General features: G+C 68.1%; 15 protein-coding genes. 7 read left to right on the top strand and 8 right to left on the bottom strand.

Going from position 1 to position 15,046, the window contains the following annotated elements:
• Positions 1–269 precede the first annotated feature (269 nt).
• Positions 270–461 (top strand): hypothetical protein, encoded by a 192-nt coding sequence (locus FB559_RS12345; RefSeq protein ID WP_141955748.1) that lies wholly within the window; start codon positions 270–272, stop codon positions 459–461.
• A gap of 826 nt (positions 462–1,287) precedes the next feature.
• Here FB559_RS12345 and FB559_RS12330 read toward each other — a convergent pair.
• Complete coding sequence (locus FB559_RS12330) at positions 1,288–2,061, bottom strand: SDR family NAD(P)-dependent oxidoreductase (RefSeq protein ID WP_141955747.1); 774 nt, start codon at positions 2,059–2,061, stop codon at positions 1,288–1,290.
• A gap of 102 nt (positions 2,062–2,163) precedes the next feature.
• Entirely contained in the window at positions 2,164–2,712 is a 549-nt protein-coding gene (locus tag FB559_RS12325) for a TetR/AcrR family transcriptional regulator (protein ID WP_221639989.1), read from the bottom strand.
• Positions 2,713–2,941: 229 nt separating this feature from the next.
• On the opposite strand from FB559_RS12325, the gene FB559_RS12320 reads away from it, so the two are divergent.
• Both FB559_RS12320 and FB559_RS12315 read left to right on the top strand, forming a co-directional pair.
• Positions 2,942–3,349, top strand: a complete 408-nt coding sequence (locus FB559_RS12320; RefSeq protein WP_141955745.1) for a hypothetical protein — start codon at positions 2,942–2,944, stop codon at positions 3,347–3,349.
• Positions 3,350–3,617: 268 nt separating this feature from the next.
• Positions 3,618–4,481 (top strand): SMP-30/gluconolactonase/LRE family protein, encoded by an 864-nt coding sequence (locus tag FB559_RS12315; RefSeq protein ID WP_141955744.1) that lies wholly within the window; start codon positions 3,618–3,620, stop codon positions 4,479–4,481.
• Positions 4,482–5,007: 526 nt separating this feature from the next.
• Here the strand turns inward: FB559_RS12315 and FB559_RS12310 are convergent.
• Both FB559_RS12310 and FB559_RS12305 read right to left on the bottom strand, forming a co-directional pair.
• Positions 5,008–5,187 (bottom strand): hypothetical protein, encoded by a 180-nt coding sequence (locus FB559_RS12310; RefSeq protein WP_141955743.1) that lies wholly within the window; start codon positions 5,185–5,187, stop codon positions 5,008–5,010.
• A 31-nt stretch (positions 5,188–5,218) separates the two neighbouring features.
• A complete protein-coding gene (locus FB559_RS12305; protein WP_185792162.1) occupies positions 5,219–6,634 on the bottom strand; it encodes an MFS transporter in 1,416 nt (471 codons plus the stop codon).
• Positions 6,635–6,819: 185 nt separating this feature from the next.
• Between FB559_RS12305 and FB559_RS12300 the strand changes: the two genes are divergently transcribed.
• Positions 6,820–8,004 carry a PucR family transcriptional regulator gene (locus FB559_RS12300; RefSeq protein ID WP_141955741.1) on the top strand — a complete coding sequence of 395 codons (1,185 nt, stop codon included), beginning with the start codon at positions 6,820–6,822 and terminating at the stop codon, positions 8,002–8,004.
• A gap of 163 nt (positions 8,005–8,167) precedes the next feature.
• On the top strand, positions 8,168–9,127 hold the full coding sequence (gene hemC, locus FB559_RS12295) for a hydroxymethylbilane synthase (RefSeq protein ID WP_221639988.1): 960 nt from the start codon (positions 8,168–8,170) through the stop codon (positions 9,125–9,127).
• A gap of 170 nt (positions 9,128–9,297) precedes the next feature.
• Here hemC and FB559_RS12290 read toward each other — a convergent pair whose 3' ends face one another.
• Complete coding sequence (locus FB559_RS12290; RefSeq protein ID WP_141955740.1) at positions 9,298–10,464, bottom strand: serine hydrolase domain-containing protein; 1,167 nt, start codon at positions 10,462–10,464, stop codon at positions 9,298–9,300.
• Between the two features lie 259 nt (positions 10,465–10,723).
• Here FB559_RS12290 and FB559_RS12285 point away from each other — a divergent pair, with 259 nt between their 5' ends.
• Positions 10,724–11,809: a questin oxidase family protein gene (locus tag FB559_RS12285; RefSeq protein ID WP_141955739.1), complete on the top strand. Its 1,086-nt coding sequence runs from the start codon at positions 10,724–10,726 to the stop codon at positions 11,807–11,809.
• A gap of 365 nt (positions 11,810–12,174) precedes the next feature.
• A complete protein-coding gene (locus tag FB559_RS12280) occupies positions 12,175–12,531 on the top strand; it encodes a response regulator (RefSeq protein WP_185792161.1) in 357 nt (118 codons plus the stop codon).
• Between the two features lie 17 nt (positions 12,532–12,548).
• On the opposite strand, the gene FB559_RS12275 is transcribed toward FB559_RS12280, so the two are convergent.
• From FB559_RS12275 to FB559_RS12265, 3 genes are all read right to left on the bottom strand, one after another.
• Positions 12,549–13,301, bottom strand: a complete 753-nt coding sequence (locus FB559_RS12275; RefSeq protein WP_141955737.1) for a GAF and ANTAR domain-containing protein — start codon at positions 13,299–13,301, stop codon at positions 12,549–12,551.
• 47 nt (positions 13,302–13,348) lie between these two features.
• Positions 13,349–14,032: a GAF and ANTAR domain-containing protein gene (locus FB559_RS12270; protein ID WP_185792160.1), complete on the bottom strand. Its 684-nt coding sequence runs from the start codon at positions 14,030–14,032 to the stop codon at positions 13,349–13,351.
• Between the two features lie 175 nt (positions 14,033–14,207).
• Positions 14,208–15,038, bottom strand: coding sequence for an alpha/beta hydrolase (locus FB559_RS12265; protein ID WP_141955735.1), 831 nt, complete (start codon positions 15,036–15,038; stop codon positions 14,208–14,210).
• Between the last annotated feature and the right edge of the window lie 8 nt (positions 15,039–15,046).

Here is a 15,046-nt window from a genome sequence, read left to right as displayed (position 1 = left end):
CTCGACATATGCGGTATAGACTGCAGCCAGGATGCTTACGCGGTGGTCGAACGATAGTTGGTTAACGACCTCTTCGTCTTTAAGCGTGAGATGCACCATCTTTGGTCTCCCTGTTCGAGCTAGACGTCACTCTTGCGGGGATTTTCTGCGCGGCACGGCATTTGCACGAACCAGCGCTTCCTTGCCCGCCACGACGCAAGCTTCCCGCCCCGTAAATCACCGCCATCCTAGACGAGTCGTGCCAATTACCGCAGGCCGCCCGGAGTGCGATGCAAGGGCTGGACCGCCGGCTCGGGAACGGCGGCGGCTGCACGGCGCTGATCACCGTGATGGTCGCGGGCCCAGCGCTCGTGCTCGCCTGGTCGTTCGTCGCCGCTCACGCCATGGCGCTATGGCTGCTCGCCCTGGCGGAGGCCGCCGCGGCGCACCTGGTCAAGGTCGTACGGACGCTGCAGGGCTGAGGGATGAGACGTCCGTGTCGAGGACTACGCGATCCACGGCGGCTCAGGCGAGGTTGGCGTGGCGGGGGGCGTGGACGTGCGCCAGGAAGGCGTCAAGGTCCTCGTCGGTGTCGAAGACGTCGTCCTAGGCGGGGTCGTCGGCACACTCGATTAACCGGACGTGCTTGCGCCGCGCCAGTTCGTCGAGCGACACTGAGCCGCGCTCGGGCGGCTCGGCCGCGTACTCCGCGCTGCTGGTCACCGTCACCTCGTGTCACCGACACCACGAGTGTCGCACGGCCGCCGACCTTACGGCGAGCGAAGTCAGCGCCTACGCCACGAGCACCGTGCGGGATATGCGCGGGATGACGCCCGTCTCAGCCTGATCTCGACGGTAGTCCGGCGCGGGTCAGGCCCACTACGGCTGTCAGGTCGCCTGTGGATTCCTAAACCGTGCGACCGAGCCCAGACGACGCGGCTAGCGCGGGCGCTTGCTAACGCGGTTGCTAACAACTGCTCCGGACGACGCTGGACACATACGGACTCTTCTTAAACGGGAGGCCAGGTCACAGGTCAGATCTGGACCGCCGTGGACATGGCTCGCCTCACTCGTAATGAATAGGTCATCGGTTCGATTCCGATAGGCGGCTCCCAGCTCAAAGGCCCCTTCCGATCTTCGGAAGGGGCCTTTGGCTAACGAGTGAGTGACCAACTGGGTGACTACGACCCAGCGTCGGGCGGCGGGAAGATGCCGTCCATCGCGTCAGCGCTAGCGAGCAGGACGTGCCGAATCTGCTTCCGGTAGACCTTCTCCGTCACGATCGTCCCCGCGTGACCGACGTGGTTACTAGTTGCGGCCGGCTATGAAGCCGCCGTCGACGTCCCAGATCGCGCCGGTGACCCAGCTGGCCTGGTCGGAGAGCAGGAAGGTGATGACGGCAGAGACGTCCTGGGTGGTGCCGATCCGGCCGATCGGGTGGAGTTTGTCGAACCCGGCCAGCACGGTGCTGACGTCGGCCGGCGGGATGAAGCTCTCGTAGATGGGGGTGGCGACCACGGCCGGGGAGATGGCGTTGACCCGGATCTTGTGGGCGGCCAGCTCCATGGCCAGGTTCTTGGTCAGTGCGTGCAGGCCGGCCTTGGCCATCGAGTACGCCGACGACGGGGTCGCGGCGATGGCCTGCTTGGCCCACATGCTGCCGATGTTGACGATGGCGCCGCCGCGGTCACCGCGCACCATGTTCTGTGCCACGGTCTGGGTGATCAGGAACGTGGCCTTGTTCAGGTCGTGGTAGCTGTCGTAGTCGGCCTCGGTGTGCTCGAGGAACGGCAGTGGTTTGAACACTCCGGCCGCGTTGACCAGCAGCGTCGCGTCAGCGTGCTGGCCGGTCAGTTCCTCCCGCACCCGGATCGTCTCGGCGGGGTCACGCAGGTCGGCGGTGATGCCCCACGCCTGTCCTCGGGTGGCCAGGTCGGCCACCGTCTTGTCGACACGCTCCCGGCGGGAGCCGATGACGACCGCGCTGCCGCCACGGCTGACGACGTCCGCGGCGACCTGACGGCCCATGCCGCTGCTGCCGCCGACCACGACGATCTTATGTCCGGTGAAGTCCTGTCCCATGTTCGTTCTCCTCACGTGACTACCTACTAGTTGGTAGGTTGCTTGGTCGTGCCGAAATCCACCGCGCACATCTCGCGCGCAGCTACCTTGGATGGTGCGTTTTCAGAGCAGGGCGTCGATCAGGGTCGTCGCCACCGACCGGACCACATCCCGGTCGGGCTCGGTGATGCCCTCCGGCTGGCCGTGAGCACGGGCCAGCAGCAGGGCCCCCTCCAGGGCGGCCAGATAAGCCTCCGCCGACGCGCTGGTCCGGGCGGCGGGCACGCCCGCCTCGGCCAGCACGCCTGCCACCCATCGCCGCTGATCGTCGAAGAATGCGTCCGTCGCCCGCCGCACTTCAGCGGGCAAACTCTCCGCGTCCACGGCGAAGACGCCACAGAGACAGATGCGGCCGCCTCGGGCAAAGGTCGCGGCGTACAGCCCGGCGTAGTCCACCAGACGCTGTCGCGCGCCGCCGGTGTTGTCCTCGACCTCCTTCAGTGCTGCGGCGAACTGCTCCCGATAGCGCGCGATCAACGCCTCGGCCAGCGCCGCCTTGGTAGGAAAGTAGTAGTGGATGCTCGGTTTCGTGATGGACAGCCCGGCACTGATGTCGGCGTAGGAGAAGCCGTTGTACCCCCGAACCTGCACCAGCGTCTGAGCGCTGTCCAAGATCCGATCCGCTGTCGTCGCCACACGAGATTTCTACCATCTAGTTGGTAGATAGGCAAGGTGTGTGGCCTCGCCCTCAACGCACAACGGCCCCTGCCGACCCCTCACCGGCCTGCAAGATCAGGTTGAAAATGGCTCAGTGCTCATGGCCCGAGGCTCCTCTCGACTGGCAGGCTCGGGTAGAGCGCGCCTGGCCGGCCACAGTTGCAGTGATGATGCCCTGTCCGCGATGACGATCGGTGAGCCGATCCCCTCGGGCTCCGCCGGCCGGTCGGGAAGCCGCTTTTTCGAGGCGGACATCGCGGGGTTCTCCGAGAGGACGCAGGTGATGCTGATCGACCACCACATGGGTGAGGAGGACTCACCGGTGGAGGCCGTGGTCAGCCCGACGCGGACGTGTGTGGGCGTTGTCTTGGCAACCGGGTTCGGGCTCGCCGCCGCCATCATCGGACAAGGTGAGATCGTCGACGACGAGGTCGGTATGCTTCGGCCGCCCATCGAGGATCCGTTGACGTTCATCGAGCGGACTCGGCTGGCCGGGCGGCAAGGAGACTTCGCCCTCCAGTGTGAGAGGTTCATGCGCCAGTTCCCTCACCTGAGCGGATGGCCGCCAGACCGATGTGTCCTGCGTGGCTAGGTGAGCGGCCTGGTCACATCGGCTGCATGAGTGACTGGTCAACAGCAGCGCCCGCTTCCTAAGACCCAGACCAGAGGGCGGACGACCCCGGCTCAGTGGGCGGCTCCGGCTAGATGATCTGTTGTTCTTGGGCTGGCTTGGGGTAGCGCTGTGCGGGCGGAATGTTCCTGGATGTGTCCGGGCTGGTGGATGTCGATCTGATGGTCGCCGGTTCGTGTAGGTGGTGAGGGGCCGGCGATACGGCCCACACGAGCGGAAGGACACACCCATGATTGAGTACCTGCCTCCACCCCGCACGCTGTTGACCGGCCTGGCCATGGTCGAGTCCGCCCGGTGGCACGACGATCGGCTGTGGTTCGCCCACTGGGGTGCGGGCGAGGTCGTCGCCGTCGACATGGACGGTAAAGCCGAGGTGATGGCCGAAGGCCCGCCCAGGATGGGCTGGGCGATCGACTGGCTGGCCGACGGGCGTCTGTTGACGACCGGCCCGGCCGTGACCCGTCACGAGTCGGACGGTGCGCTGGTGACGTACTGCGAGCGGGGCGGTAACGAGATCGTGATCGATCCGCGCGGGCACATGTACGTCAATGGTTTCGACTTCGACTTCATCGGGGGCGGCACGCCGGAGCCGGGCTGGATCAACCTCGTCGCGGCCGACGGGACCTACCGTCAAGTGGCCGGTGACATCGAGTTTCCCAATGGCATGGTGGTGACGCCGGACGGCTCCACCCTGGTCGTCGCCGAGTCCTTCGCCGGCCGGCTCAGCGCGTTCGACATCCAGGACGACGGTGCACTCACCGGCCGCAGAGTGTGGGCCGACGGGCAGGGGCCGGACGGTATCTGCATGGACGCCGAATCGGCGATCTGGACGCAGACCGCCGACACGGCCGCACACACCGATGATCCGAACGCTCCGGCCGGCGCTTGTGTCCGGGTACTCGACGGGGGGACGGTCACCCACCGTGTCGAGACCGAGCTGCCATGCTTCGCTGCCACCCTCGGCGGTCCCGACGGCCGCCAGCTGTTCCTGCTCTGCAACGAGTTCGAGGGTGTCGGCCAGATGCAGGCAGTGCAGGCCCGCCGATCCGCCACGATCTTCGTGACCGAAGCACCGGTCCCACGGGCGGGCTGACCCCGCTCGACTCCACCAGCATTCGGCAGAGTGTCACGCAGGTCATCGGACCCGACACGACGTAGACGCACGCGTGCAACCTCGGTTGATGGGCGACGTTTCGTTGTCGGGTGATGCTTTCCGCCGACCCTAGGTTTCGTAGTTGATGTGTCCGCTTGCTCGGGTGCGGGTGACCTCCATAGTGGTGGTTCGGGGGTGGGTGGCCAGTTCTTGTCCTTGGTGGAGGATGCGGACCTGGGTGTCTTCAAGGACGACGGTGACGACCTTGCCGCGGTGGGCGTGTCCGATGGGAACTTGGTGCTGGCGATCATGAGCGAGCCGCTGCCGAGACGATCCGTTGAACGTGGGTGGGCAGGCCGGGGGCTGGTCCGGACATCCAGGCGGCGTGCGCGGCCGTGGCGTCGAGATGTCCGTCGGGAATGGGGGCCGCAGACCGTTTCCATCGAGCAATTCTTCCCAAGGCCGTACTACGCCAGAAGCATTTGCAGGACAGCTAGCGCGGCACCGTGAATACGGCAGGGTCGCCTCACAAGGCCAACCTGGAGCCTGCGGCCACGTTGTCCGAGCCATGTCGCACGGCGGCCGCTTCCCAGGTCGAGTACATGATCAGCCGCCACGGCACACCGCCGGCCCAGGCGACGTTGGGTAGACGGCGGAAGAAGTCCGCATGCGTGCGCGACACCGCACGCTCGGCGACCTTGCTCACCGTACCTCCCCACCGTCGGAGCACACCGGGTCTACGACGTCCCTCCGGCGTCCTTTGACACTGTCTTTCGGCCGGTGCCGAGGGCGAAGACGGCGGCGAGCGCACCGAACCCACAGTTACCGAGCCAGGACGACCGATAGTCGGCCGAGGACGTACCGGCGCCGATGAGGGCCACGGCGAGCGCGACCCCGGCGGCCGATCCCGTCTGGCGCGCCGCGTTGATCATCCCGGTGCCGGTCGCGTACCAGTCGGGCGGCAGTACCGCGGTACCCGCGCCGATGATCGACGCGGCGAACAACCCGAACCCGACGCCGCAGATCAGCAGCCCGGGAAGCATGCCTGCGACATAGGCGGGCTGATCACCCAGTGACACGAACCAGAGAATCCCTGCCACACACCACATGGTGGCTCCCGCCACGGCCAGCGTCCGGCGCGGCGTGGACAGCCGCCCTGTCAGGAGGCCCGCCGGGATGGCGATGGCGGGCGCCGGTACGAACGCGAGGCCCGCACGTACGGAGCCGTAGTGCCAGACCGTCGTCAAGAAGAGGATCGTGGCGAGCAGGACCATGGCGAAGCCCACGAAAAAGCAGATCATCGCGAGGTTCGCGAAAGCGAAACCGGCCTGGCGGAGCAGCGCGAGGTTGATCGCGGGCCGTGGGTGGCGCGCCGAGCGGCGTACGAAGGCGACGAGTGCCACGACCGCGGCTGAGAGGCAGAGCCACAGGCCGAGGCTCCCGGCACCCCAGGTGTTGGCGTTGGCCAGGGCGGCCACGGCCGCCGCGACCCCCGCGGCGAACAGCGCCGCGCCCACCAGGTCGGGCAGGCCCCCGCGCTCCCCGGACCGGGTTTCGGGCAGGTTCCGCACGGCGTACACGACCACAAGGGCGATCGGCAGGTTCAAGACGAAGATCCATCGCCAGTCCGCCTCGACCAGGAGCCCGCCCAGGAACGGGCCCAGCGCGGAGCCCACCGCACCGGCGACCGACCAGATCGCGACCACGTTCCGGTGCCGTCGTTCGGGGAACACCGCCAGCAACAGACCGAGGCTCGTCGGGACCATCAGCGCCGCTCCTCCCGCCTGCACCGCACGCCAGGCCACCAGCAGGCCCAGCCAGGGCGACGCGGCGCATCCCGCACTCGCGACCGCGAACAACGTCATCCCGGCGCGGAACAGCCGCCGCCTGCCGTACCGGTCGGCGAGACGGCCTGACGGCACGAGCAGCGCGGCGAACGCGATCGCGTACGCGCTGAGAACCCAGGACAGACCGCTGTTGGTCGCCCCGGGGAAGTCGGCGTGAATCGAGGGGAACGCCACATTGACGACGAACAGGTCCAACGTCGCGAGGAACTGTCCGGCGCTCACCAACACCAGGACCAGCCCTCCGCGGAGCGGGGACCGCGGAACCCCTGCGGTGCCGGTGCCCGCAGTCTCCAGACGTTCGCTCACTGCCGGTCTCCCGTACGGCGAGCGGTCTCCTGGTGCGTGTCGAACATTGGAATCCTTTGGTTTGTGGGGCTTTGGCCAACGGATTCGTATACTCCCCCCATGCTGGAGATCGTCCGCACCTCAGAGCACGGCGGTTCCCCGAAGTCCGTGGCGATCGCTTCGAGGAATCCCCGAAGCGCCGCCCGATGACGGTCGGCGAGTGGACCGCGCGGCGTAGTCAGGCCCTGCTGGGCGAGGTCGACGAGCTGACGGCGCGGATCGTCGGCGGAATCCGCTCCGAGCTGCCCGGCTACGAGAAGATCCCCATCGAGAACCACCGGGCGGCCGTCCGGGAACAGATCCGGCATGTACTCCTCGGACTGCATCACGGCCGGCCTCCCGATCCCGCCGGCCTCGCGATAGCCGAGCGGCTCGGCCGCGAGCGCGCTCACGCCGGTGTACCGGTCTCGGCCGTCATGGAGGCCTACATCGTGGCGAGCCGCGAGCTCTGGACCCGGTTCGCGACGGGCCTGGATGAGGACCCGTACGCGATGCGGGCGCTGCTCGACGTGGTGCCCGAAATTCTGTTGTGGGGCCATCGTCTCGGCGGAGCGGCGGCCGATGGGTACCAGATGGCGACCGCCGACATCCTCGCCGACGACACCAGGCTCTGCGGCGAGTTCTGTGCCGCGATCCAGAGCGATCCGAGCAGCGCGCGGTCCGCCGACCTTGCCCGCGAGCTCGGGCTCGATCCGGACGGGGAGTTTCAGGCGGTCGCGTTCGTCTCGCACGGCGGGGAACACACGATCGCCCGGCTGCGTGTACGCCTGCGCCCGATCGGCGTGGCAGGCTCGGACGGCTCGGTGTGCTTCGTCCTGTTCCAAAGACGTGGGGCGCGAAAGTCGGCGGAGGGTCTCGCCCGCCGGTTCGCCCGCGACGGTGTCCTGGGGATCGGGCGGAGCCGTCAGGGCCTCAACGGCGCCCGGCTCTCCGTCGAGGATGCCGAGCGCGCTCTCGGCCTGGCGACGGCGGTCGGGCACGACGTGGAGTTCGAACGACACTGGCTGCTGGCCACGATCGTCGCCGACACCGAACGCCGGGACGACCTTTCCTCCGGCATCGAGGCGGCGACTGAGAATCCCCATGTCGCGGACACGGTGCTGGCGTTCGCCGAAGCCGGATTCTCCGCGGCCGGCGCCGCGCGTGCCCAGCACCTGCACGCCAACAGCGCCGCCTACCGGCTGGAGCGCTGGGAACACCTGACGGGATGGCACCTGAAGGACTTCGAAGGCCTCGCCCGATCGATCGTGGCGATACGGATGGCCCGCGCCACCACGGCGTCCGAGGGCGGCGCGGCCCCGGCGGTTAAGGACGGGCCGGGAGATCCTTAGCAGGGGCGAGCGGCCGCTGGTCAACGCCTCGAACCTTTGAGTTCCCCGATCCCCTGGGCACGGACCGCGACGGGGTCCCGCCGCCGCTCACCGAGCAGGTGGTCGGGTGAGTACGGCGGAGGTGTGCTGCAGCGCCGGGCGGGCAGGCCCTACCGTTGAGCGCGTGCCTCCCGATCTTCGCATCCGCGTCGGCTCCCGTACCTCACCCATGGCGGTCGCCCAGGCCGCACATGTCCGAGATCTGCTGCTCAAGTTCTCCGAGAACCTCGACGTCGAGCTGATCGGTATCGAGACCTCAGGGGACCGGTGGCAGGGCGAACTCGCCGAGCTGGGCGGCAAGGGCGCGTTTCTCAAGGAGATCGACCGGCAGCTGGTCATGGGCGCCATCGACGTCGCGGTGCACTGCATCAAGGACGTACCGGGCGATGTCCCGATGCCGGAGGGCACCGCGTTCGCCGCGTACCTGCCGCGCGAGGACGTGCACGACGTCGTGCTCTTCCCGGCCGGCTCCCCGTACCGCAGTCTCGACGAGCTGCCGGCGGGCGCGCATGTCGGGACCTCGGCCGTACGCCGCAAGGCCCAGATCCTGCGCAGGCGACCCGATCTGCAGGTTGACCGGATCCGCGGCAACGTCAACTCCCGCATCTTGCGCTTCGACTCCGAACACGGCTCCGAGCACGGCTTCGACGCGATGGTGCTCGCTCTCGCGGGCCTGCGCCGGATCGGGATGGAAGACCGCGCGGTGGAGGTTCTGCCCCTCGACGTGATGTGCCCGCCGGTCGGCGCTGGAGTGATCGGGATCCAGTGCCGTACGGCCGACGAGGGCATCGTCGAGCTTCTGCGCCTGCTCGACGACCAGGAGACCCGCACCTACGTCACCGCCGAACGCGCGATGCTGCACGACCTGCGAGGCCACTGCAACAGCCCGATCGCCGGCCACTGCACCACCACGGCGGACGGACGGCTCTCCCTGCTCGGCATGGTCTTCAGCGGCGAAGGCGGCGAGTTCGCCCACGTCCAGGAGTGGGACACCCTCGACCACGCCCAGCGACTCGGCGCGAACGTCGCCGCCGCCCTCGCCCGCAAGGGCGCACACCGACTCATCGCCGGCACCGCCCGCTGAGATGCCAAGTACGCGCGCCCGCCGGCGGCGGTCGCGCGATGCCGAGCCCGTCGGCCGGTCGAGGTTCTCGATGACCGCGACGACGGCCGGGCGGGGGTCATGGCCCCTGCCAGGCCCGTCACGGACTCACATGATTTCGTTGTACGCGCCGGCACCGGTGGCTGGGACGCTCACTCGCAGAGGGCGTTGTCGACGGCGGACAGCACGTGGCCGACCTGGTCGTCGTTCTCCAGCAGATGGGTGACGGCGATCGTCACGGCGCGGCCATCGTCCGTGGCGAAGTCGCTGGTGTGGTAGCCGTCGATGTCACCGCCGTGGCCCCAGGCCACGCCGCCGCAGCTCATCGGGGTACTGATCAGACCGAGCCCGTACCGGGCGCCGGGCCACAGGTCGGGGGCGCTGACGGTCTTGCGCATCTCCTTCAGCTGCTCGGGCTTGACCAGCCGCCCGCCCAGCAGCGCGGAGAAGAACCGGTCGATGTCGCTCGGGGTGGCGACCATCTGGCCGGCCGCCCAGCCCCACGAGGGGTCCAGCTCTGTGACGTCGGTGAGCGGCTGGTCCGGCTTGTCCCGTGTGTAGCCGTGGGCGTGCGGCTCGTGGATGGTCTGGTCGCCGACGTTCGGGAAGTAGGTATGGCGGAGACCGGCGCGGTCGATCACCCGTTGGGTGATCTCCTCGACCAGCGGCCGCTGCGTGATCTTCTCGACGAGCAGCCCGAGGACGACGTAATTGGTGTTGCTGTACTCCCACTTCGCGCCCGGCTTGAAGTCGGCCTTCTGCGCCAGGGCCATGTCGAGCAGCTGACGCGGCTGGAAGTAGGTGTGCTGGTAGGGCAGGAAACCGTCGGCCAGGAAGTTCGTGTAGTTCGGCAGTCCGCTGGTGTGCTGGAGGAGCTGCCGTACGGTGATGCGCCGGCCGTCGATGCCGTCACCGCGGAGGAGCTTCGGCAGGTACGTATCGATCGGTTTATCGAGGTCGACCTTGCCCTCGCCGACGAGCTGCATCACGACCACGGACGTGAAGGACTTGGTGTTGCTGCCGATGCGCACCTGCCCGTCCACCGGAACCTTCGCCCCCGTCTTCAGGTCGCCGACCCCGGCGGTGTAGTTACGGATGCGCCCGCTCCGGTCCTGCACGGCGGCGAGCGCGGCGGGGAACCCGTCATCGCGGACCAGCCCGTCCAGGTGTTGCTGAACGGAACCGGTGGCCGGACGGGTCTGCGCGGTAAGTGCGTCGGCGATGGAATGAGCGCCCGGCGTTACCAGGCTGCCCAGTGCGGCGAGGCCGCCCACGGCTGCGACGGCGGCGATACGAGTGCGGAACCGATTACTTTTCATGCCGATAACGCTAGGCACGGAATGAATCCCGATCGATGGTGCAGCCACGCCATTTCACGGTATAGCAGGCTGTACCACTGAACGGCATCCACCACAGGCCGTGTTAGCCCTGAGGAATTCGACCCATCGACATCATTACAGCCACCAAGGAAACGCCGAACGTACGGCCCAAGTGGCCTGGCGGTTTATGCATGAAGTGGCCCTTCTGGCGGATCGCTCCGTTCCATAACCTGGTGATTCGACCGTTTGCGTGCGCATGATGAGCGAATCGGGGAATGTGGTGAAGGACCAGAACCTCGACGGAGCCTACGAGCGTCTGCATCAGAGTGGGCCGGAGTGGGGCGGCAACATGGCGAACCACGCTCCGATGGCCGCCGAGGTGATGGCGCGCCGCGATCGGGCCGACGAGATCCCGGGCTGGATCGACGCCTACGCGCCGCGGCTCATGGAGGCGCCCGCGCCCAGTGAGCCCATCACCGACGCCACCTGGCAGGCGGCGCTGGGCGATCGCGTCGGGGACTGGTGCGTGTACCTGACCTGGCAGATGAGGGAACGGCCGTGGCGTGAGGTGCTCGCCACCTGGTGGCCCAGGCTGCTCCCGGGCATCACGGCCGGCGCCACGCACGGGACGATCAGGACGGGACACGCCGTACGAACCCTCCTCGCCATCGAGAGCGAAAGCGGCGAGAGCGGCGAGAGCGCCCCGGCACTGGACGAGCTCGCGCACGGGCTGGCGTACTGGGCGGCCCGGTTCCGCGGGGTTCCCGGCGTGGCAACGCCGGCGGGGACGCTCGACGCCGCCCACGCACTCGATGCCGTACCGCGGATCGACCAGCAGGAGGGGCCGATCCGGATCCGGCTCGGCATGCTGGGCGAGCTGCGCGGATGGCCGGAGTCGGTGACGGCCCTACGGCCGGCGATCGAGCCTGAGCAGGTACGCGACCGGCTGACCGAAGTGGTCGACGCCGCGACGTTGCGGTACCTCACGCATGGTCACGCCGGCCCGACCCTTCTGGTCCACACCGCGACGGCGCCGAACGCGATCCTGCACACCCTCCCGGCATTGCCCCGCGAGCAATGGGCGGCCAGTTTGACGGTGGCGTGGGCGGCGAGCGCGGCGATCACCTCGATGTACGGTCCGTCGGAGGCGCTGCCGAGGAGCGATCTGCCGACGGCGCCACGCGGGAACGACCCGGCCGCCGAGGTACTGGATCGCGCGTTCGCGCACGGCGACGAGCACGTCATCAAGTTCACCGACACGGCGGTCGAGGTCTACGCACGTACCGGCGATCCCGACGCCCTCGCGGCGGCCGTGCACGCCACCGCACTCTTCGAACGCCAGTAGGGACGGACGACAGGGACGTCGCAGGCGTGAAGGGAACGCCGGAGGGCCAACGCTCCATCCGGACAGGCGCGTCTGGTATCTGAGACAGGCGTTTTGCCGGATGCGTCAGCTCGCCTAAAGTCGGTCTGACCAGGTATGCAGCGCTGGTTGGTCTCCGGACCAGAGTCGCCGCTCCAGACCCGTGTGGCACTCACATCGACTTCGACGTGGGTGGGGGTTTCATGAGCGTGAGCCTGTTCGACGCGGCGTCTCCGAATCCCGCGGACGCGTTCCCCCTGCGATGTGCCACGGGGAACCTGTGCGCGGGACGTACGGCGGGGACCCCCTGGGTCAAAGCGCCGGCCGATGCTTACGGAGCTCGGTGCGTGATCGTCGACGACAACGATCGCTTCGTCCATGCGCTCTCCGAGCTGCTCGTGCGGGATGGGTTCGACGTGGTCGGTACGGCCTGTGACCGGACACAGGGACTGTGGCTGGCCGCCGAGATGTGTCCCGACGTCGCACTCATCGATCTCTGTCTCGGAAGGGAGAGCGGTGTCGAGCTGATCGCGGACTTCGTCCGCCTGGGCCTGGCGCCGCAGATGTTCATGATCTTGGTTTCGAGCTGGGCCGAGGACGACCTCCGTGAGCTCTACGGGCTGAGCGACGCCGACGGGTACCTGTCGAAGATGGGCCTGTCCGGCGGTGCGGTCCGTGACATGTTGTGCGCGCTCGGAGCCTGACCGGCGGCACCAGGGCGTCAACGCACCTTCTGGGCGAAACGGAAGACCTCCAGCGCCTGGTCCTCGTCGGAGACGACCTCGCGGGCGAGTTCGGCGAGGAACACGTTGTGGGCGCGCGCGTAGCCCCGCAGCGCCTTGAACGCATCGTCGACGCTGACCCGCCCATGCCGGGACAGCACACCCTTGGCCTGCTCGATGATCACCCGGCTGTTCAACGCTCCCTGGAGTTGCTCCACCAGACTCTCAGTGTGGGCGAGGGCACGCTCCTGCAGGATCGCGATGGTCGTGATGTCGGCCAGTGCCTGGCCGAGCGCCAGGTCCTCCGCGGACAGCGGCGTGATGCCGGTACGGAACAGGTTGAGTGTGCCGACGGTGTGCTCCCGCAACAGCATGGGCAGGGCGTGCACGGTCTGGAAGCTCAGCCGTCGCGCCTCGCGGACGAACCGGGGCCACCTTTCCCACCAGCGGGACAGGTCCACGGCGCTGACCGCCTTTCCGGTGTGGAAGCACTCCAGACATGGACCTTGACCTTCGGCCTGTGACTGGAACAGCTCGATCAGCCGCGCCTGCTCATTGGACGAGGCCAGCACCCCGAGCCTGCCCTGACCGTCGGCCAGCAGCAGCCCAGCCGCCGCGACGTCCAGCAGATCGACGCAATGGCGGCTCAGACGGTGCGCCACCTCGATCAGGTCGTAGTCCGCGACCATGGTGTCGGCGATATCGATGAACGCCGCGGTCAACGCTGATTCGCGTGGAACCGTAGTTGACATCTCTCCCCCTCACAACGGCAGTGAGGTGATCCGCGCCGGACCCTGCCCTACCGGGCGAGCTGCAGCCTCCCGGCCAGCACGTCGTCGGCGACCGCATCCACCAGCCGTGAATAGCGGAACGCATGTGCACGCAACCTGACCAGCGCCTCGGCGATGGAGATCCCGAGATCGGCCGACAGCGCTCCTGTGGCCTGATGCACCACCGCGTGATTTCGCCAGGACAGGTCGAACAGGTCGACATCGGTGTCCGCGCCGTCCCAGCCAGGCGTCTGGGCGTTCAGCAGGGCCATCGTGACCGCGTCGGTGACCGCGAGGGCTTCCGCGACCTCTGCCAATGGCCCCGCCCGCGATCGGTGGCAGTCGAGCACTCCGATGCCGATAGCGCCGATCTGCAGCGGAAACGCGAACACCGCGCCGATCCCGGAGCGCACGGCCTCCCGGGTGAACATCGGCCACCGCACCGCGGCGTCGTGGGCCCGCAGGTCCGGCACGAGTACCGGCCGTCCCGCGGTGAACGCCGACACGCACGGGCCCTCGCCCAGACCGAACTGCAACTCTTCGATCCGAGCGCCGCGCTGGTCGCTCGCACCCAGCAGCACACGGCTGTCGGGCCGATCATGCACTATCAACGACAGCCCCACCCCATCCACGGGCAACGCCGCGCTACACGCCCCGCACAACCTCTTCGGGAACTCCCCGGTCCACGAAGGGTCGGCGACGATCTTCGCCAACGCTCCCGTCAGCCGTACACGATCAACAGCCATGGCAACCCGCCTCCGGATACAGGATCCGCCGGGTACGCCACAGGCGTCTGGATGAACGCATCCGACTGGGTCAGATACCCCCACGCTACCTCTAGCGCATCTGAACAGCGCAAACGCCCGTACGGTACGCCCCGCAGGAGGGTCAGTCTTCGCCGTCTGGTCCGGTGACCTTCTTGGCGAAGGCCACGGAGTCGTTGAAGATCGCGCGCAGGTCGGTGACGCCCGTCCATACGTGGTCGGCGCCTTCGATCCATTCGGTGTCGACGCTCACGCCCGCCGTACGCAGGGCGGTGGCCAGTTGCTCGCTCTGGGCACAGGGGACGATCTTGTCGTCGACGCCGTGCTTGATCTGGAACGGCGGGGCCCCGGGCCGTACGTAGCCGATCGGGCTGGCCGCGATCGCCGCGTCGTGGAGCTCGCTGACCCGGCCGCCGATGAGCCTTCCCTCCGGGGACTCCGGAGAGTCGTGCTCGATGCCGGCTCCGGGCGGCATCTGGGCCTGCATCGTGGTGAAATCGGCCGGCCCGTACCAGTCGATGACCGCGGCGACCGCACTGGACTCTTCATCGCCCGCACTGTCGCCCGTCAGGCCGAGCAGTGAGGCCAGGTGCGCGCCCGCCGACTCGCCCCACGCCACGATCCGCCGCCCGTCGAGGCCGTGTTCGGAGGCGTGTCGGCGCAGCCACCGTACGGCCGCCTTCACGTCATCCAGCTGGGCAGGGAAGATCGCCTCACCGGACAGCCGGTAGTCGACGGACGCGACCGCGAAGCCGGCCAGTACGAGCCGCTCGAAGAACCCGTCCTCGAACGCCGGCCCGCCGCGCGTACGGTCGCCGGACCTCCAGGCACCGCCGTGTATGAACAGGATCACCGGTCGTTCCGGCCCGGACGATGGGAGGTGAAGATCCAGCAGGAGCGGACGGAATCCCAGCACCGACGCGTACTCGACTCCCTTGACGACGCGGACGTTCAACGGCTGGC

It is taken from the genome of Actinoallomurus bryophytorum (assembly GCF_006716425.1).
GTDB classification, from domain to species: Bacteria; Actinomycetota; Actinomycetes; order Streptosporangiales; family Streptosporangiaceae; genus Actinoallomurus; species Actinoallomurus bryophytorum.
Note: the sequence above shows the minus strand (reverse complement) of the source record. Positions and strands in the feature narration are given on the sequence as shown.